We start from the raw sequence: 17,161 nt of genomic DNA, 5'->3' as shown, positions 1-17,161 counted from the left end.
CCGATCAGCCAGCCCATCCCCATCAGCAGCGCCGTCATCGCCGCCATGAGGATGAAGGTGCGCGTGTTCCCCTGCATCGCCAGAACCCCCTTATTCCTTGGGCGCCAGAGACTTGAGCGCCGCCCGGATCAACGCGGCGGTGCCTGCGCCGGGTTCCCGCGCCGAGGCCTCGGCCACGGCAGTCGCCGCCTCGGACGGACCATAGCCCAGGTTCGTCAGCGCCGACAGCGCATCGGCCGAGGCCGCCGCCGAACCGGCTGTCCTTGCCGGTGCGGGCTTCGGGGCGGCGGCGGGCGTGCCGGGTTCGATGCCCGGCTCGTCCGCATCCAGCACAGCGCCCGCATCCACCGTCAGCGCGCCGCCCATGGCGATGATCCCCGGCGCCTTGTCCTTCAGTTCCAGCACCACCCGTTGCGCGAGCTTCGGCCCCACCCCCGGCGCCCGCCGCACCACCGCCCAGTCGCCCAGCGCGATGGCGCGGCCCAGCCCCTCGGGCCCCAGCGTCCCCAAGATGGCCAGCGAGGCCTTGGCCCCGATCCCTTGGACCGAGGTCAGCAGCCGATGCCATTCCTTCTCCAGCAGCGTCGGAAAGCCGAAAAGCTGCAGCAAGTCCTCGCGCACCAGAAGGTCGGTATATAAAGCCGCCGCCTGCCCGACCGGAGGCAGGCCCGCCGCTGTGCGCTCGCTCACATGGACGATATAGCCGACGCCGCGCACGTCGATCAGCACATGGTCGGCGGCGCGGTGCAGGATCAGCCCGGCAATCCTCCCGATCATGCGACGACCTTGATGCGCAGGCTGCGGCTTTGCAGATGACGGGCGTGGCAGATGGCAATGGCCAGCGCATCTGCCGCGTCCGGTCCCGCTAGCTCGACCCCCGGCAACTGGAAGCGGACCATGTGTTCCACCTGCTGCTTCTGCGCGTGGCCGACGCCGACGATGGCCTTCTTCACGGCGTTGGGGGCATATTCCCCAACCTCGATTCCCGCCTGCGCGGGCGCCAGCAGCGCCACGCCGCGCGCCTGCCCCAGCTTCAGCGTGCCGACGGCGTCCTTGTTGACGAAGGTCTGCTCCACCGCCGCCGCGTCCGGCTGATGCGCCGCGATCACCGCCACCAACCCCCGGTGCAGGTCGCAGAGCCGTGCGGCGAGGCTGGCCCCGTCGGACCGGATGATCCCGTTCGCCACATGCCGCAGGCGGGACCCATCGACGATGATGATCCCCCAGCCCATGTTCACCAGGCCGGGGTCGATACCCAGAACCTTCATGCCCGTCCCCTCGGCCCTGTTTTCCCAAGGGCTAGCACGAAGCGCGAACATCGCAAAGCCGGTTTCGCCAGTTGCTTGACAGCCGCGCCCTTGCTTGGGACACCCGTTCAAATCTGGAGAGCCCATGTCCCCAGCCCTGATTGCCGTTCTGCCGTTTCTGGGCGCATTGCTGCCCGGCCTCATGGTTCGTTCCGGCCGCAATGCCGCGGCCATCGCCTGCGGGACCGTCACCGCCATCGCGCTTCTGGGACTGGTCCTGCACATCCCCGCGGTCATGGCGGGGGAACTCGTCACCACCCGCCTGCCGTGGATGCCCCAGATCGGGCTGAACGCGGATTTCATGCTGGACGGGCTGGGGCTGCTGTTCGGCATTCTGATCCTCGGGATCGGGCTGCTGATCATCCTCTACGCGCGGTTCTACCTGTCGGAACAGGATGCGGCGGGGCCGTTCTTCACCTACCTGATGCTGTTCCAGGGCGCGATGACCGGTATCGTGCTGTCGGACAACATCCTGATGATGCTGGTCTTCTGGGAACTGACTTCCTTATCGTCCTTTCTGCTGATCGGCTTCTGGAAGCATCTTCCCGAAGGCCGGCAGGGTGCGCGCATGGCGCTGACCGTGACCGCGCTGGGAGGGCTTGCGATGATCGCGGGCTGCCTGATGCTGGGGCAGGTTGCAGGGTCCTATCGCCTGTCCGACATCATCGCCCAGCGCGGCGCGATCCAGGGTTCGCCGCTGTACCTGCCCGCGCTGCTTTTGATCCTGCTGGGCGCCTTCACCAAATCGGCGCAGTTCCCCTTCCATTTCTGGCTGCCCCGCGCGATGGCCGCGCCGACGCCGGTTTCGGCCTACCTGCACTCGGCCACGATGGTGAAGGCGGGGATCTTCCTGATGGCGCGGCTGTGGCCGGTGCTGGCGGGGACGCCCGAATGGTTCGGGATCGTCGCCACCACGGGCCTCGTCACCATGCTGGTCGGGGGCGTGATCGCGCTGTTTCAGGACGATCTCAAGGGACTGCTGGCCTATTCGACGGTCAGCCATCTGGGCCTCATCACCATGCTGCTGGGCTTCGGCACCGAAAAGGCCGCCGTCGCCGCGATGTTTCACATCGTGGCCCATGCCACCTTCAAGGCCGCGCTGTTCATGTGCGCGGGCATCATCGACCACGCGGCGCACACGCGATCCATCCAACGGCTGGGCGGCCTGCGGGCGTTGATGCCGCTGACCTTCGGGCTGGTGCTGATCGCCTCGCTGTCCATGGCGGGCATCCCGCCCTTCAACGGCTTTCTGTCGAAAGAGATGATGCTGGAGGAAGCGGCAGGCCAAAGCTGGCGCGGGCTGGAATGGGTGATCCCCTATGGCGCGACGCTGGCCGCGCTGATTTCGGTCGCCTATTCGCTGCGGCTCATTGCCCATGTGTTCCTCGGGCCAAAGCGGCAGGACTATCCGCACGCGCCCCATGACCCCGAGCCCGGCCTGTGGTTCGGGCCGGCGCTGCTGGTGGCGCTGGTCGTCGTCACCGGGCTGTTCCCGAACACGACGGTAGGCTGGCTGGTCGCCAGCGCCGGGGCCGCCGTCACGCAAGCGCCGCAGCATCCGCATTTCACCCTCTGGCATGGCGTCACGCCCGCGCTGATGATGTCGGTCGTCGCGATCGCCGGCGGCGCGCTGCTGCTGGCGCTTTGGCGCCCGGTCGATAGCGCACGCCTGCGCCTGCCCCGCCCCGATGCCAAGCGCATCTTCGACGCGGTCGAGGGCGGCATCGCCCGCATCGCCCGCGATTTCAGCGAAAGCTTCACCAACGGCTCGATGTCGCGCGCCCTGGCGCTGCTGATGCTGACCTGCGTCATCTGCGGCTTTGCCGCCTGGCACACCGGCCTCGCCCGCCCCGAGCCGCGGCCGATGCTGCCGGTCACGCCCGTCGCGCTGATGGGCTGGGTGATGATGCTGGTGGCTGTCGGCACGCTGGTCACGCTGCACCGCCGCCGCATCCTCGCGCTGGTGCTGGTGGGCATCGTCGGGCTGATCGTCTCCTGCACATTCGTCTATTTCTCGGCCCCCGACCTTGCCCTGACCCAGATCACGGTCGAGGTCGTCACGGTCATCCTGATGCTTCTGGCCCTGAACTTCCTGCCCAAGCGCACGGTGCTGGACACCGGCAACGCCAAGCGCGGGGCGGATGCCTTCGTGGCGACGCTGGCGGGCCTGGGGGTGGGGGCGCTGGCCTATGCGATCATGCGGCGCGATTTCGCCTTTCCGACGATCTCGGGCTACATGGTGGAAAACAGCTATCGCCTGGGCGGAGGCGACAATGTCGTCAACGTGATCCTTGTCGATTTCCGCGGCTTCGACACCTATGGCGAGATCACCGTGCTGGGCATCGCCGGGCTGACCATCTTCGCCATGACCGAGGCGCTGCTGGGCGGGCGCGCATCCGCCCGGCTGCGGGCCTGGGTGGGCGACATGCGCCGCGCGGGCGACCGCCACCCGCTGATGCTGGTGGTGGCGACGCGGGTGCTGCTGCCGCTGTCCTTCGTCGTCGGCATCTACATCTTCCTGCGCGGCCACAACGCGCCGGGCGGCGGCTTCATCGCCGGCCTTGTCGTGTCGGTCGCGCTGGTCATGCAATACATGGCCTCGGGCTATGCCTGGGCGATGGAGCGGCAGAACATCCCCTATCACGCGCTGATCGCGCTGGGGGTGCTGGCGGCCGGGATCACCGGCGCGGGCGCATGGTTCGCGGGCCAGCCCTTCCTGACCTCGGCCTTCGGCTATGTCCATCTGGCGGGCGTCGAGCCGGTCGAGTGGGCCACGGCCATGGGCTTCGACACCGGCGTCTTCCTGGCCGTCGTGGGCGCGGTGATGCTGGCGCTGAACTCGCTGTCGCGCATCGCGCGCGAGGCGGGCACGGGCGCGGGCACCGCCATGAAAGGGGGCCGCTGAGATGGAGTTCCTGATCGCCTCGGCCATCGGCACCCTGACTGCCGCCGGCGTCTACCTGACGCTTCGCAAGCGCAGCTTCGCGGTGATCGTGGGCATGACGCTGCTGAGCTATGCCACCAACCTGTTCCTGTTCTCGACCGGACGGCTGGTCATCGACCGTCCGCCGATCCTGAACGATGCCGCCACAGGTTATACCGACCCGCTGCCACAGGCGCTGGTGCTGACCGCAATCGTCATCTCGTTCGGGATGACGGCGGTCACGTTGATGATGGCGCTGGGCGCCTTCATCGAGGGCGGCGACGACCACATCGACCTGCCCGGCCGCGACCGCAAGGGGCCGCGCGCATGAACCACTGGCTTGTCGTCCCGGTCGTCCTGCCAGCCTTCGTCGGCCCGCTGATCGTCCTGGCGATGCGGCAGGACCTGGTTCTGCAGCGGGTCTTCAGCACTGCCGCGACCGCGGCGCAACTGCTGCTTGCCCTGTGGCTGATGCTGCAGGCGATGGGCGGGGATGTGCAGGTCTATCGCCTGGGCAACTGGGCCGCGCCCTTCGGGATCGTGCTGATGCTGGACCGGCTGTCGGCGCTGATGCTGGTGCTGACGGGCCTTGTCGGGCTGGTCGTCCAGCTTTACGCCATCGGATCGGGATGGGACCGGCGGGGCAGGCATTTCCACGCGCTGTGGCAGTTCCAGTTGATGGGCGTCAACGGCGCCTTCCTGACCGGCGACGCCTTCAACCTGTTCGTCTTCTTCGAGATCCTGCTGATCGCCAGCTACGGGCTGATGATCCAGGCAGGCGGAGAGCTGCGCCTGCGCGCGGGCGTCCAATACGTCGTCTACAACCTCGCCGGATCGTCGCTGTTCCTGGCGGCGCTGGGGACGATCTATTCCGCCACCGGCACACTGAACATGGCTGACATGGCGATGCGGGTCGCACAGATGCCCGCGACCGACACGGCGGTCCTGCGGGTCGGCGCGGTGCTGCTGATGCTGGTCTTCGCGATCAAGGCGGCGCTGGTGCCGCTGCATTTCTGGCTGCCCGCAACCTATGCCCGCGCGCCCGGCCCGGTGGCCGCGCTGTTCGCGATCATGACCAAGGTGGGGGTCTATGCGATCATCCGCTTCTTCACCCTCGTCTTCCCCGCCGACAGCGTGATCGAGCGTTTCGCCGCCGACATCCTGCTGCCCGCGGCCCTCGTCACCCTGATCGTCGGGCAGTTGGGCGTCCTGGGCTCGCGCCACATGGGCCGGATGGCGGCCTTCGCGGCGCTGGGGTCGGTCGGCACGCTGATGATCGCCGTGGCGCAGTTCCGGCTGCCGGGGCTGACGGCGGGGATCTGGTATCTCGTCCATTCGACGCTGGCGTCGGCGGCGCTGTTCCTGGCGGTGGACCTGATCGGCACCCGCCGCCGCGACGCCAGCCTGTGGCTGCGCCCCGCCCCGCCCATCCCGCAGGCGGGCATCGTGGCGGCGCTGTTCTTCGCCGCCGCCATCGGCATCGCCGGGCTGCCGCCGCTGTCGGGCTTCCTCGGCAAGCTGGCGGTGCTGCAATCGGTGCGGAACGGCGAAGGGACGGCGGTGATCTGGGGCATCATCCTTGTCACCTCGATCCTCGCCATTGTCGGGCTGGCCCGCGCAGGCTCGCTGGTCTTCTGGAAATCCCATGCCGCCGGGGACTTCCCGCCCGACCCGCAGGAACCCGACGAGCCGCCGCATGACCGCGGCTTCCCCTCGGCCGCGCTGGCGCTGACCGCAACGGGGGCGCTGGTCGCGGCCATGGTGGCGCTGACCGTGCTGGCCGGGCCGATGATGCGCTATGCGGATGCGACCGCGCGGCAACTGATCGATCCCGCCCCCTATGTCGAGGCCGTGCTGACCGGCCAGGAGGGCGTGAAATGATCCGCCGCATCCTTCCCCACCCGATCCTGTCGCTGGTGGTGGCGCTGGTCTGGATGCTGCTGGTCAACCGCTTCGCCTGGGGCTCGGTGGTCTTCGCGGCGGCGCTGGGGCTGGTGATCCCGGTCGTGACCGCCCCCTACTGGCCCGCCCGCGCCCACATCCGCGCCAGCCGCATCCCCGGCTATCTGCTGATCGTCATCCATGACATCGTCAAGGCCAACATCGACGTGGCGCGGATCGTGCTGTTCAAGCCCAAGGCCGAGCTGCGGCCCGCCTGGCTGGTGGTGCCGCTGGACCTGACCGTCCCCGAGGCCATCGCGGTCCTGATGGGCACCATCACCCTGACCCCCGGCACCGTCAGCTGCGACATGGCCGAGGACGGATCGGCCCTGCTGGTCCATGCGCTGCACTGTCCCGACCCCGAGGCCACGGTGGACGAGATCAAGACCCGCTACGAGGCCCGCCTGAAGGAGATCTTCCGTTGAGCATCCTCGCCCCCGCCCTGTGGTTCGCCTTCGGCTGCTTCGCGTTGGCGCAGATCCTCTGCCTTTACCGGCTGATGCGGGCGCCGGGCTTCAGCGACCGGGTGCTGGCGCTGGACACGATGACGATCAACATGATCGCGCTGATCACGCTGTTCGGCATCCAGCGCGGCACCACGGTCTATTTCGAGACCTCGATGCTGTTTGCGCTGTTCGGCTTCGTCTCGACCGTGGCCTTCGCCAAGTTCATCCTGCGCGGGGACATCATCGAATGACCTGGCTTGCGGATATCCTCATCGCCTTTCTGCTGGTGGCGGGCGGCTTCTTCGGCCTTGTCGGCGCCTGGGGGCTGGTGCGGCTGCCCGACATGATGACGCGGCTGCACGGGCCGACCAAGGCGGCGACGCTGGGGGTGGGGTCGGTGCTGATCGCCTCGATCGCCTATTTCTGGGTCCACCACGGCCATTTGGGCTGGCACGAGCTGCTGATCGCGCTGTTCGTCTTCATGACCTCGCCGATCACGGGGCTGTTCGTCGGCAAGGCGCATATGCACCTGTCATGGAAGCGGGACGAACTGCCGCGCCCGCCTTCGGGCGCCGACTGGGCCACCTATGGCCGCGGCGCCGAGACGAGCCCCATCGTCCAAGCCCCTGACCAGCCCCGCGCCAGCGAATAAATCCCTAGCGCCGCGGATGGGCGGCGCGATGGACGGCCAGCAGATGCGCGTCATCGACGCCGGTATAGACCTGCGTCGTGGACAGGCTCGCATGGCCCAGAAGCTGCTGGATCGTCCGCAGGTCGCCCCCCGCCGCCAGCAGATGAGTGGCAAAGCTGTGGCGCAGCGCGTGGGGCGTCGCGGTTTCCGGCAGGCCCAGCGACTGGCGCAACGAGACCATGGCGCCCGCAATGGCGCCCGCGTAAAGCCGCTTGCCCTTGACCGTGCAGAACAGCGGCCCGTCGGGTGCCAGCGGGAAGGGACATATCCGCAGATAGGCCGCGACCGCATCCCGCGCGGCAGGCAGCACCGGCACCAGCCGTTCGCGCCCGCCCTTGCCGCGGATCACCAGCGATTCGCCAAAGGGCCAGTCGCGGCCGTTCAGCGCCAAGGCCTCGCTGATCCGCAAGCCCAGCCCGTAAAGCAGCGTCAGCACCGCCACGTCGCGGGCCGAGACCCATGGCGTCGGGTGCCGTTCGCCCGCGAGGTCCAGGACGGCGCGGGCCTGTTCCACCGGGATCGGGCGCGGCAGGCTGCGGCGATAGCGGGGGCTGCGCGCGGACAGCGCCCGGCTTGCGTCAAAACCCTCGCGGTCGCTGATCCAGCGCAGGAAGCTGCGGACGGCCGAGAGGCGGCGGGCGAGGCTGCGGGCCGAAAGGCCCCGCGCCCGTTCGGCCGCGGCAAAGGCACGGATGTCGGTCTGCACAAGCCCCGCCAGCGTCCGGGGCAGCGCGGGCTGACCGTGATAGCCGCCAAGAAAGGACAGAAAGGCCAGCAGGTCGCCCTGGTAGGCGGTGATCGTGTGGTCCGACCGGCCACGGGTCGCACGTTCGCCGTCAAGCCAGCGAGCCAGCGCGTCGGCCATGGCCGGGGCCAGCGCCAAGGGCACCGGACCCTGCCCGCTCATTCCCTGAGCCAGCCGATCAGGACCAGCCGGAACACCTGCGCGAAGAATCGCAGCAGGTCCGTGCCATGCGCGGGCGAGAACCGCCCCGCATCCAGCGAGCCCATCACCAGCAGCGCCGGGGGGCGTCCCGTCCCGAGGTTCAGCGGCAGCAGCGCCTCGGACCTGACCTCGGTGCCGTGGACGGCCCGCGTCTCGGCGCTGGCGCGGCGCAGCACGATGTCGTCGCCGCGCGGCGCCCTGCGGCCCGCCGCGATCATCCGCCCGACTGCCCCCGCAGGCACCACCACCAGCGCGCCGGCGGCGGATGGCGGCGCAGGCGGCTCCTGCGCTTCCATCACCAGCTTCAGCGTCTCGATCCGCAGGATCGGGGCCACATCGGTTTCCAGCATGTCGAGGAAGGCCGCGAAATCCATCGGCTCCAGCAGCGCCAGCACTGCGCGGTGGACCGTCTGCGTCCCGGCCTGGTTCTCGTAGGCCGCCGAGATCACGCTTTCATGCACCGATTCCAGCCGGTCGAGCCGATGCTCCAGCGCCTCCATCGCGCGGCCGCGGATGTCGATGACATTCTCGCCGAACTCGGCCTCGCGCGCGGCGACCAGCGCCCGCATCAGTTCCCGGTCCTGCAGGATCAGCGACGGTTCCGCCAGCAGCCGGGCACGGGTGCCGCCGTCCAGCGCCGCGGCGGCCGCGCGTTCCGCAGACCCGGTCACAGCCCGATCTTCTGGCCGGTCCGGGCCCAGTCGGCGTTGAACTGCTCCAGCCCCTTGTCGGTCAGGACGTGGCTGGCCATCGCCTTGATGACGGCGGGCGGCGCGGTGATGACATCGGCGCCGATGCGGGCGCATTCGATGATGTGGTTGACCGACCGGATCGAGGCGGCCAGCAGGTTCGTCTCGTAGCCGTAGTTGTCGTAGATGCGGCGGATGTCGGCGATCAGTTCCATCCCGTCCAGGCCGATGTCGTCCAACCGGCCGATGAAGGGGCTGATGAAGGTCGCGCCCGCCTTGGCGGCCAGGATCGCCTGCGCGGGCGTGAAGCACAGCGTTACGTTGACCATGTGGCCATCGTCCGTCAGCGCCTTGCAGGCTTTCAGCCCGTCCCAGGTCAGCGGCACCTTGACGGTGACGTTGGGGGCGATCTGCGCCAGGTGCTTGCCCTCGCGGATCATGCCCTCGGCGTCCGAGGCGACGACCTCGGCGCTGACCGGGCCGGGGACCATCTCGCAGATCTCCTTCGTGACCTCGGCGATGTCGCGCCCCGATTTCAGGATCAGCGAGGGGTTGGTCGTGACCCCGTCTACCATGCCGAGTTCGTGCAATTCGCGGATGGCGGCGATGTCGGCGGTATCGACGAAGAATCTCATGGCGCGCGGGCCTCCTGACCTTTGGGTTGCGCGAGATGTAAACCAGATCGCCCGAGCCGAAAAGCCTTGGCGCGGCCTTGCCGGCGACGGCCCGCCCCCGTATCTGCCCGCAAAAAACCACGAAAGGGACAGGCATGGAAAAGGGGTTCGAGCGGGTGATCTTCGCGTCCCGCTGGCTGATGGCGCCGATGTATCTGGGGTTGGTGGGCGTCTTGGGGATGATGCTGGTCGTGTTCCTGCGCCAGACCCTTTATTACATCCCGCAGGCGCTGACCATGTCGGCGGAAACCGCGATCCTTGCCGCGCTGTCGCTGATCGACCTGACGCTGGCGGCGAACCTGCTGCTGATCGTGATCTTCTCGGGCTACGAGAATTTCGTCTCGCGGCTGGACGTGGGCGATGACGCCGAGCGGCCGGGCTGGATGGGCACGGTCGATTTCTCGGGGCTGAAGATGAAGCTGATCGCCTCGATCGTGGCGATCTCGGCCATCGACCTGCTCAAGCGGTTCATGGAACTCGGGCGGCCCAACATCACGCCCTTGGGCGACCGCGAATTGCAGTGGCTGGTCACCATCCACGTCGTCTTCGTGGTCTCGGGCCTGCTGATGGCGGCGATGGACTGGCTGATCGCCCGCAGCGGCAAGAAATACGGCGGCCAGTAAGGGCCGCCCCCCGGGGTCAGGGCGTCAGCCCCTCGGGTTCCGGCAGCCCGTTCACCCGCAGGGTCGCGGTGAGCGTGTTCGCCAGCAGGCAGGCGATGGTCATGGGACCGACGCCGCCCGGAACGGGGGTGATGGCGCCCGCGACCTGACGCGCAGCCTCGAAATCCACGTCGCCTGTCAGCCCGTCATCGGTCCGGTTGATGCCCACGTCGATCACAGTCGCGCCCGGCCTGATCCAGTCGCCCTGTACGAAGCCCGCGCGACCCACGGCGGCCACGACGATCTCGGCGCGGCGGCACAGGTCCGGCAGGTCGCGCGTGCGCGAATGGGCCACCGTCACGGTGGCGCTGTCGGCCAGAAGAAGCTGCGCCATCGGCTTGCCGACGATGTTCGACCGCCCGATCACCAGCGCCTCCCTGCCCGCGAGCGAGCCGAGGCGGTCCCGCAGCAGCATCAGGCAGCCCAGCGGTGTGCAGGGCACCATCGCCTTCTGCCCCGTGGCCAGCCGCCCGGCGTTCAGCACCGTGAAGCCGTCCACGTCCTTTTCCGGCGCGATGGCGTTGATGACCGCCGCCTCGTCCATGTGCTTCGGCAGCGGCAACTGCACGAGGATGCCGTTGACCTTCGGATCGTCGTTCAGCCGCGCGATCAGCGCCAGCAGGTCCTGCTGCGAGGCATCCACGGGCAGGCGGTGGGGGAAGCTTTCCATCCCTGCCTCGGCAGTGGCCCTGCCCTTGCTGCGGACATAGACCGAAGAGGCGGGGTCCTCGCCCACCAGCACCACGGCAAGGCCCGGCGTGATGCCGTGTCCGGCCTTCAGCGCGGCGACCGCCTCGGCGACACGCCCGCGCAGGGCAGAGGCAAAGGCCTTGCCGTCGATCAGGTCAGCCGTCATCGGCTTCCCCCAGCTGGCGGGCTTCCTGGGCGATGAAATGCTCCATCATCAGGCGCCACAGGGCTTCGGCCAGGTCGGGATCGTAGCCGGTGGCCGCGGCGTTGCGGCGGGCCTTCTCGGCCACCTCCTCGACCCGCTCGTTGATGCGGGCGGGCAGGCCCGCGCCGGCCTTGATCTCGGCCGCGCGGTCGATCAGGCGCGAACGGCGGGCAAGCAGTTGCGCAAGCTCAAGGTCGAGGGCGTCGATGGCGGCCCGCAGCGCGGTCATGTCGCCCAGATGCGTCAGGTCATCACTCATGGGCCGCGTCATGCCCCCAACGCCGGGCCGGCGCAAGGGCGCGCCCGGTTCCACCCTTGCATCATCAAGGAAATGCGTCAGTTATCCCACCGATCATCAGGACCGGGTAACAGAATCATGACGCTGACAGTGCTGACGGGGGCGGCAGGCGCCGGAAAGACCACCGAGGTCATCCGCATCATCAGCGACCTGCGCGAACGCAGGCAAAGGTCGTTCCTGATCGCCACGCTGGACGGCGGCACGGTGCGGCCGGCGCTGGAAAAATACGACATCATCAACGCCCGCAGCGGGCGCAAGGCGCGGGTGGATTTCAAGGGCCATGCCGCCGAGATCCGGGCCTTCATCAGCGCCAAGGCGACTGCCCCCTCGACCTTCGTCTTCGACGAGGCGCAGCGCTTCGGCAAGGATTTCGCCGAAGACTGGATCGCCCTGTCGCGCAGGGGCCATGCGGTCGTCGTCTCGACCCCCTCGGCGGCGCAGTTGGACCGGCTGCGCGAGGCAGGCGCGGACATCCAGAGCATCCGCAAGCTTTGCGACCTGATGGCGGACGGGGACGCGACAACGGTGATCCGGCTGCCGGGCGGGGACGGGACGATCTCGGTTTGCGAGGACTGCGCGGGACGGCTGCAGGCGATGGCGCGGTCCCACCTGCGCGACCGGCTGGTGGCGACCGCCCCCAGCCCCGGCACGCCCGAGATCTACCAGCCCATCGACGCCGAGTTTCCTGAATTCGCCGGCCTCAACCCCATCCGGGCCGACAGCGCCACCCGCGCGGGCATCATGGCCGAGTTCGTGGGCCGGCACGTCGACCTGCAGGACGCCGGGCAGAAGTCCTATATCGACGTCGGCTGCAACAGCGGCTTCTTCTGCAAGCGGATGGCCGACCTCGGGTTGCGGGCCGCGGGGATCGACGTGGCCCGGAACGACATCCAGATGGGACGGGTGGTGGACAGCTATATCTACAACCGCCACCTTGACCTGCAGGTCAGGGACGCACTGACCTGGGTGCCGGACATGATGCCGGAACATGATGTCGCCTCGACCTTCAGCGTCTACCAGTGGCTTTATGAAAAGCACGAGGCCGAGGCCGTCCACCGCTCGCTGCGGGCGCTGATGGCCAAGACCCGCAAGCTGTTCTTCTTCGAGATGGGCTATACCGACGAGGCGCATTACCGCGAGCGGCTGCCTTTGCGGATCGACCGGGAGTGGTGCCTGGCGCAGATGCGCGACCACGGGGACTTCGCCGAGATCGTGACCTATGGCGCGGGCTGGAACGGGCTGAAGCGCGATTTCTTCGTCGGCATCAAGCCGTGAAATGAAGAACCCCGGCCGAAGGGCCGGGGTCTTGGGGGTTCAGGCGGTCGGCACCGGCGCCGGGCCGCTGCCCGCGGGCGGGATGCGCGGCACGGCGGGCACGGCGGGAATGGCCGAGCTGGGCGTGTCGTCGTCGCCGCCGAGCTGCTCGCCCCGGATGACCTTGCCGATCTCTTCGCCGGTCAGGGTCTCGTATTCCAGCAGGCCCTTGGCGAGCCGCTCGAACTCGACCTCCTTTTCCAGCAGGATGCGGTGGGCTTCCTGATAACCCTCCTCGATCAGGTCGCGGACTTCCTGCTCGATCAACTCCTTGGTCTTGGTGGACACCGAGAAGCCGCCGGTGTTGCCGGAATAGCCCTCATGCGCCTCGGCATAGTCCACCGCGCCGACCTTGTCCGACATCCCCCAGCGCATGACCATCGCGCGGGCCAAGGCACTGGCCTGCTGGATGTCGCCAGCGGGGCCGTTCGACACGCCTTCCTCGCCATACTTGATGATCTCGGCGGCCTTGCCGGCCATGGTCATGGTGATCTTCTGCTTGGCCTCGTCCTTGTGGTAGTTCAGCCGGTCCATCTCGGGCAGGCTGACGACCATGCCAAGGGCGCCGCCGCGCGGGATGATCGTGGCCTTGTAGACCGGATCGCACTTGGGCAGCGACAGGCCGACGACGGCGTGGCCGGCCTCGTGATAGGCGGTCTTTTCCTTCTGCTCGGGCGTCAGGACCATGCTGCGGCGTTCCACGCCCAGCATCACCTTGTCCTTGGCGTTCTCGAAGTCCTCCATCGTCACGAAGCGGCGGCCGATGCGCGCCGCCATCAGCGCGGCCTCGTTCACCAGGTTCATCAGGTCCGCGCCCGAGAAGCCGGGCGTGCCGCGGGCGATGATCCGCAGGTCCACATCCGGGCCTTGCGGCACCTTGCGGGCGTGGACGTTCAGGATCTTCTCGCGGCCCTTGATGTCGGGGTTCGGGACGTGGATCTGGCGGTCGAAGCGGCCGGGGCGCAGAAGCGCCGGGTCCAGCACGTCCTTGCGGTTCGTGGCGGCGATGATGATGATGCCCTCGTTCGCCTCGAAGCCGTCCATTTCCACCAGAAGCTGGTTCAGCGTCTGCTCGCGTTCGTCGTTGCCGCCGCCGATGCCGACGCCGCGGGCGCGGCCCACCGCGTCGATCTCGTCGATGAAGACGATGCAGGGGGCGGATTTCTTGGCCTGCTCGAACATGTCGCGCACGCGGCTGGCGCCGACGCCCACGAACATTTCCACGAAGTCGGACCCCGAGATGGTGAAGAACGGCACCCCCGCCTCGCCCGCGATGGCGCGGGCCAGCAGGGTCTTACCGGTGCCGGGCGGGCCGACCAGCAGCGCGCCTTTCGGGATCTTGCCGCCAAGGCGGCTGAATTTCTGCGGGTTCCTCAGGAACTCGACGATTTCCTCAAGCTCCTCCTTGGCCTCGTCGATGCCCGCCACGTCGTCAAAGGTGACGCGGCCGTGCTTTTCGGTCAGCAGCTTGGCCTTGGACTTGCCGAAGCCCATGGCCCCGCCTTTGCCCCCGCCCTGCATCCGGTTCATCATGAAGATCCAGACGCCGATCAGCAGGATGAAGGGCAGCCAGACGCCCAGAAGCGACATGAAGCCCGACTGCTGCTGGCGTTCGACCTTCACCTCGACGCCGTTGTCGATCAGCCGGTCGGCCAGATCCTCGCCGATCGGGCGGACGGTCGAATAGCGGCGGCCGTCGGTGCCGGTGATGATGACGGTCTCGCCGTCGATGGTGGCCGCCGACACCTGGTCGTTCTCCACCCGCTGGATGAAGTCCGAATAGGCAATCTGGGTGCTGTTCATCTGGGCGCTGTTCCCGCCGAAGGCGTTGAACAGGGCCAGGATCATCAGGAACAGGACCACCCAGAAGGCGAGATTGCGCGCGTTGCCCAAGGGCATATCCTCCGCGGGAATGAGAGTCTTTGGGTGGAAATAAGGATTGGCGGCCCGGGTATCAATGCGCTCGCAGGATTGCGAGGAAATCCTGAACCCCGCGCAGCGGCATCGCGCTGACAGACGAGGCCTCCAGCAACGGCAGGATCACCCGGCCGTCGATGACGACGGCGGGCGAGGACGCCAGCGCAAGGCGGGACAGTCCCGACGCGCGCCAGTTTCGGCCAGCCAGCGCCGTCTCTCCGGCGGCAGCCACGGTTGCGCTGTCAGGCAGTCCCGTCAGCCGCCAGCGACGGTCCCAGACGACATCCCGAGGCTTCTCTTCGACCCGGACACTTTGGGCGGGCAGACGCCCGGCGAACAGTCCAGTGGACTGTTCGCAGTAAGCCCGAGAGGGGAAAGGCCCCGGTCCGACAGCGCCACGCTGCGCGGCGGCCGCGGGTTCGCGCAGGAACTCGATGCCCTCGCCCTTCACCCGCGCGATCACCCCATCCAACGTCCCCTGCCCGCCTGCGGTCAGTGTGGCGATCAGCCGCCCGACATCCTCTCCGCGCGGCGGATAGTCGGCGCCCGTCACCCAGCGCAGCGCAGCCGTGATCAGCCGACGGCGGATCTCGGGGCTGGCGGCAAGCGCCCGGCGCGGCAGGCGCAGGGTCCCGCGATCGGCCGCGACGCCATCAGCCACGGCGACGGCGGCCTCGGCCAGCGCCGCCCGCGCCTCGGCCAGATGCGCTGCGGACCGCGCGAGGGCCTCGACCGGCAGTTCCAAGGCCCGGATCGCCCTCCGCGCCCGGACCCGGTCATATGCGGCATCCTCGTTGGTCGGATCGTCGATCCATCCGATGTTTCGCCGCGCGAGCCATTCCCGCAGGGCCGGCCGCCGCAGCCCCAGCATCGGCCGCAGCCAGCGGATGCCCTCCTGGTCGCGGGCGGCGGCCATCCCCGACAACCCGTCGATGCCGGCGCCGCGCGCCAGCCGCATCAGCAGCGTCTCGGCCTGGTCATCCTGCGTGTGTCCCAGCGCCACGGCCCCAAGGCTCCGGTCCCGTGCCCAGGCAGCCAGAAGACGCAGCCGCGCCCGGCGCGCGGCATCCATGAGGTTTCCCTCCACCCCCCAATGCCGCCAGACCAGCACCGCATGGGGAATCCCCAGCGCCGCCGCCATGGAGCCGACGCGGGCAGCTTCGGCGGCGGACTCCGGCCGCAGGCGGTGATCCACGGTGGCGGCCTCGATCCGCACCCCGCGCGCGGTCCCCCAGGCATGGGCCATGTGCAGCAGCGCCAGGGAATCGCCGCCGCCCGAGACGGCGATGCCCAGCGCCGGCAGATCCCCCGCCAGCCGGTCGAGTTCGGCGGAAACGAGGTCCTGCGGCTCAGCCGCCATCAGCCGGGTCGGTTCCGGCATCCGCCCGGCAGCCGGCCGAGACCATGCGCCGCGCGGCCTCGTCCGCCTGCGGCGTGCCGGCAAAGCGGCTTGCCAGTTCGCCCAGGTAGACGCAACCCTCTGAGGCAGGGCGCCCGGCGGCAGACACCCGCGACAGCCCCAGCAGCGCATCGGGCGCGCGGGGACCGGCGGGTTCGGCGGCAAAGGCCTGCAGCCAGGCGGCGGTCGCGGCCTTGGGATCGCCCGCGCTGTCCAGCGCCGCGCCCTGAAGATAGCGCGCCTCGGTCGCGGCCGGGCTGCCGGCGTGGCTTTCGGCGAACCGTCCGAAAAGATCGGCCGCGCGCAGGAAGTCGCCGTCCTGCATCGCCGCGCGGGCGCGGTCGAGATCCACCTGTTCCTGCGCCGTCAGCGGCGCGTCGCCTGCAGGGGCCACGGCCGGGCCGCCTGCGCCCAGCGCGGGCTGCAGCATCCCGCCGGAAAAATCCACCTCACCCAGCATGGGCGTGGTCAGGGCGCTCAGGTCGCAGCCTTCCTCCATCTCGCACAGGCGGAACTCGATGTCGCCGATGCGGTTGGTGCCGTCGCGCGTGACGCCGTCGATGCGATGCTTCAGCCGCTCGGTCTCGCCGGTCAGGCGGGTGATCTCGCGCTCCATCGCGTTCATGCGGTCGATGGCGCTGTCGCCGCCCGCCGCCCGGAAGCCCTCGGCGCCCGAGGCGTTCAGCTCGGCCCGAAGCGCCCGCAGCTCGGCCGCGACCGCCCGCAGGTCGGTCCTGAGGTCGGCCAGCGTGCGGCCTTCGGGCGCAGGCGCGGAAGGCGCATCCTGCGCCTGCATCGCCGCCGGCGCCGCCAGCGCAAGCGCCGCGCCAAGGCAAAGGACCCGCAGCATCAGACGCCCGGCCCCGGCGCGACCACGGTCACGGCACGGCGGTTCTGGGCCTGGCAGGCGGGATCGGAACAGATCTCGAAGGGCCGCTCCTTGCCATAGGAACTGGTGCGGATGCGTCCCCGGTCCACGCCCTGCGAGACCAGGTATTCCTGCACCGCGCTGGCCCGCCGCGCCCCCAGCGCGAGGTTGTATTCCCGCGTCCCCTGCTC

At 69.0% G+C, this 17,161-nt stretch carries 19 protein-coding genes; 8 read left to right on the top strand and 11 right to left on the bottom strand.

What is annotated here, in order from left to right:
• Positions 1-90 precede the first annotated feature (90 nt).
• Together ruvA and ruvC are read right to left on the bottom strand one after the other, a co-directional pair.
• Positions 91-777, bottom strand: coding sequence for a Holliday junction branch migration protein RuvA (ruvA, locus tag Q4F04_RS10500; RefSeq protein WP_303369778.1), 687 nt, complete (start codon positions 775-777; stop codon positions 91-93).
• Positions 774-1,268: a crossover junction endodeoxyribonuclease RuvC gene (gene ruvC / locus Q4F04_RS10495; RefSeq protein WP_303369777.1), complete on the bottom strand. Its 495-nt coding sequence runs from the start codon at positions 1,266-1,268 to the stop codon at positions 774-776. The genes ruvA and ruvC overlap by 4 nt, the downstream gene beginning before the upstream one ends.
• Positions 1,269-1,392: 124 nt before the next feature.
• Between ruvC and Q4F04_RS10490 the strand changes: the two genes are divergently transcribed.
• Genes Q4F04_RS10490 through Q4F04_RS10465 form a run of 6 tightly spaced genes read left to right on the top strand, consistent with a single transcriptional unit; the run spans position 1,393 to position 7,269 of the window.
• Entirely contained in the window at positions 1,393-4,212 is a 2,820-nt protein-coding gene (locus Q4F04_RS10490; protein WP_303369776.1) for a monovalent cation/H+ antiporter subunit A, read from the top strand.
• A gap of 1 nt (position 4,213) precedes the next feature.
• The gene (locus tag Q4F04_RS10485) at positions 4,214-4,561 is read left to right on the top strand and encodes a Na+/H+ antiporter subunit C (RefSeq protein WP_303369775.1); all 348 of its coding nucleotides are present in this window, start codon (positions 4,214-4,216) and stop codon (positions 4,559-4,561) included.
• Complete coding sequence (locus Q4F04_RS10480; protein ID WP_303369774.1) at positions 4,558-6,111, top strand: monovalent cation/H+ antiporter subunit D; 1,554 nt, start codon at positions 4,558-4,560, stop codon at positions 6,109-6,111. Before Q4F04_RS10485 ends, Q4F04_RS10480 begins: the two co-directional genes overlap by 4 nt.
• Positions 6,108-6,596 (top strand): Na+/H+ antiporter subunit E, encoded by a 489-nt coding sequence (locus Q4F04_RS10475; RefSeq protein WP_303369773.1) that lies wholly within the window; start codon positions 6,108-6,110, stop codon positions 6,594-6,596. The genes Q4F04_RS10480 and Q4F04_RS10475 overlap by 4 nt, the downstream gene beginning before the upstream one ends.
• Before the next feature lie 2 nt (positions 6,597-6,598).
• On the top strand, positions 6,599-6,868 hold the full coding sequence (locus tag Q4F04_RS10470) for a K+/H+ antiporter subunit F (protein WP_303369779.1): 270 nt from the start codon (positions 6,599-6,601) through the stop codon (positions 6,866-6,868).
• Positions 6,865-7,269 (top strand): Na+/H+ antiporter subunit G, encoded by a 405-nt coding sequence (locus Q4F04_RS10465; RefSeq protein ID WP_303369772.1) that lies wholly within the window; start codon positions 6,865-6,867, stop codon positions 7,267-7,269. The genes Q4F04_RS10470 and Q4F04_RS10465 overlap by 4 nt, the downstream gene beginning before the upstream one ends.
• A 4-nt stretch (positions 7,270-7,273) precedes the next feature.
• Here Q4F04_RS10465 and Q4F04_RS10460 read toward each other — a convergent pair whose 3' ends face one another.
• The 3 genes from Q4F04_RS10460 to fsa are packed head-to-tail and all read right to left on the bottom strand — an operon-like array spanning position 7,274 to position 9,578.
• The gene (locus Q4F04_RS10460; protein ID WP_303369771.1) at positions 7,274-8,215 is read right to left on the bottom strand and encodes a tyrosine recombinase XerC; all 942 of its coding nucleotides are present in this window, start codon (positions 8,213-8,215) and stop codon (positions 7,274-7,276) included.
• The gene (locus Q4F04_RS10455) at positions 8,212-8,925 is read right to left on the bottom strand and encodes a DUF484 family protein (protein WP_303369770.1); all 714 of its coding nucleotides are present in this window, start codon (positions 8,923-8,925) and stop codon (positions 8,212-8,214) included. Before Q4F04_RS10455 ends, Q4F04_RS10460 begins: the two co-directional genes overlap by 4 nt.
• A complete protein-coding gene (gene fsa, locus Q4F04_RS10450; RefSeq protein ID WP_303369769.1) occupies positions 8,922-9,578 on the bottom strand; it encodes a fructose-6-phosphate aldolase in 657 nt (218 codons plus the stop codon). The genes Q4F04_RS10455 and fsa overlap by 4 nt, the downstream gene beginning before the upstream one ends.
• A gap of 134 nt (positions 9,579-9,712) precedes the next feature.
• Here fsa and Q4F04_RS10445 point away from each other — a divergent pair, with 134 nt between their 5' ends.
• Positions 9,713-10,240 carry a TIGR00645 family protein gene (locus tag Q4F04_RS10445; RefSeq protein WP_303369768.1) on the top strand — a complete coding sequence of 176 codons (528 nt, stop codon included), beginning with the start codon at positions 9,713-9,715 and terminating at the stop codon, positions 10,238-10,240.
• 16 nt (positions 10,241-10,256) lie between these two features.
• On the opposite strand, the gene folD is transcribed toward Q4F04_RS10445, so the two are convergent.
• The gene (gene folD, locus Q4F04_RS10440) at positions 10,257-11,135 is read right to left on the bottom strand and encodes a bifunctional methylenetetrahydrofolate dehydrogenase/methenyltetrahydrofolate cyclohydrolase FolD (RefSeq protein ID WP_303369767.1); all 879 of its coding nucleotides are present in this window, start codon (positions 11,133-11,135) and stop codon (positions 10,257-10,259) included.
• Complete coding sequence (locus tag Q4F04_RS10435; protein ID WP_303369766.1) at positions 11,125-11,433, bottom strand: chorismate mutase; 309 nt, start codon at positions 11,431-11,433, stop codon at positions 11,125-11,127. The genes folD and Q4F04_RS10435 overlap by 11 nt, the downstream gene beginning before the upstream one ends.
• A 117-nt stretch (positions 11,434-11,550) precedes the next feature.
• Between Q4F04_RS10435 and Q4F04_RS10430 the strand changes: the two genes are divergently transcribed.
• Positions 11,551-12,747 carry an ATP-binding protein gene (locus Q4F04_RS10430; protein ID WP_303369765.1) on the top strand — a complete coding sequence of 399 codons (1,197 nt, stop codon included), beginning with the start codon at positions 11,551-11,553 and terminating at the stop codon, positions 12,745-12,747.
• Positions 12,748-12,786: 39 nt separating this feature from the next.
• Here Q4F04_RS10430 and ftsH read toward each other — a convergent pair whose 3' ends face one another.
• The 4 genes from ftsH to Q4F04_RS10410 all read right to left on the bottom strand — a co-directional run.
• A complete protein-coding gene (gene ftsH / locus Q4F04_RS10425; RefSeq protein WP_303369764.1) occupies positions 12,787-14,679 on the bottom strand; it encodes an ATP-dependent zinc metalloprotease FtsH in 1,893 nt (630 codons plus the stop codon).
• A gap of 61 nt (positions 14,680-14,740) precedes the next feature.
• Entirely contained in the window at positions 14,741-16,084 is a 1,344-nt protein-coding gene (gene tilS / locus Q4F04_RS10420; RefSeq protein WP_303369763.1) for a tRNA lysidine(34) synthetase TilS, read from the bottom strand.
• On the bottom strand, positions 16,053-16,952 hold the full coding sequence (locus Q4F04_RS10415) for a tol-pal system protein (RefSeq protein WP_303369762.1): 900 nt from the start codon (positions 16,950-16,952) through the stop codon (positions 16,053-16,055). The genes tilS and Q4F04_RS10415 overlap by 32 nt, the downstream gene beginning before the upstream one ends.
• Positions 16,952-17,161 (bottom strand): OmpA family protein (locus Q4F04_RS10410; protein ID WP_303369761.1); only part of this gene is annotated, 210 nt, incomplete at its 5' end. The genes Q4F04_RS10410 and Q4F04_RS10415, both read right to left, overlap by 1 nt.

The organism is Paracoccus sp. (in: a-proteobacteria), from assembly GCF_030536915.1.
Classification (GTDB): domain Bacteria; phylum Pseudomonadota; class Alphaproteobacteria; order Rhodobacterales; family Rhodobacteraceae; genus Paracoccus.
This window is presented reverse-complemented; position numbering and strand designations above follow the sequence as displayed.

Excerpts from the sequence above, each read along its gene's own strand:
- ruvA (WP_303369778.1), bottom strand. The coding sequence starts at position 777 with ATGATCGGGAGGATTGCCGGGCTGATCCTGCACCGCGCCGCCGACCAT.
- ruvC (WP_303369777.1), bottom strand. The coding sequence starts at position 1,268 with ATGAAGGTTCTGGGTATCGACCCCGGCCTGGTGAACATGGGCTGGGGG.
- Q4F04_RS10490 (WP_303369776.1), top strand. The coding sequence starts at position 1,393 with ATGTCCCCAGCCCTGATTGCCGTTCTGCCGTTTCTGGGCGCATTGCTG.
- Q4F04_RS10485 (WP_303369775.1), top strand. The coding sequence starts at position 4,214 with ATGGAGTTCCTGATCGCCTCGGCCATCGGCACCCTGACTGCCGCCGGC.
- Q4F04_RS10480 (WP_303369774.1), top strand. The coding sequence starts at position 4,558 with ATGAACCACTGGCTTGTCGTCCCGGTCGTCCTGCCAGCCTTCGTCGGC.
- Q4F04_RS10475 (WP_303369773.1), top strand. The coding sequence starts at position 6,108 with ATGATCCGCCGCATCCTTCCCCACCCGATCCTGTCGCTGGTGGTGGCG.
- Q4F04_RS10465 (WP_303369772.1), top strand. The coding sequence starts at position 6,865 with ATGACCTGGCTTGCGGATATCCTCATCGCCTTTCTGCTGGTGGCGGGC.
- Q4F04_RS10460 (WP_303369771.1), bottom strand. The coding sequence starts at position 8,215 with ATGAGCGGGCAGGGTCCGGTGCCCTTGGCGCTGGCCCCGGCCATGGCC.
- fsa (WP_303369769.1), bottom strand. The coding sequence starts at position 9,578 with ATGAGATTCTTCGTCGATACCGCCGACATCGCCGCCATCCGCGAATTG.
- Q4F04_RS10445 (WP_303369768.1), top strand. The coding sequence starts at position 9,713 with ATGGAAAAGGGGTTCGAGCGGGTGATCTTCGCGTCCCGCTGGCTGATG.
- folD (WP_303369767.1), bottom strand. The coding sequence starts at position 11,135 with ATGACGGCTGACCTGATCGACGGCAAGGCCTTTGCCTCTGCCCTGCGC.
- Q4F04_RS10435 (WP_303369766.1), bottom strand. The coding sequence starts at position 11,433 with ATGAGTGATGACCTGACGCATCTGGGCGACATGACCGCGCTGCGGGCC.
- Q4F04_RS10430 (WP_303369765.1), top strand. The coding sequence starts at position 11,551 with ATGACGCTGACAGTGCTGACGGGGGCGGCAGGCGCCGGAAAGACCACC.
- tilS (WP_303369763.1), bottom strand. The coding sequence starts at position 16,084 with ATGCCGGAACCGACCCGGCTGATGGCGGCTGAGCCGCAGGACCTCGTT.
- Q4F04_RS10415 (WP_303369762.1), bottom strand. The coding sequence starts at position 16,952 with ATGCTGCGGGTCCTTTGCCTTGGCGCGGCGCTTGCGCTGGCGGCGCCG.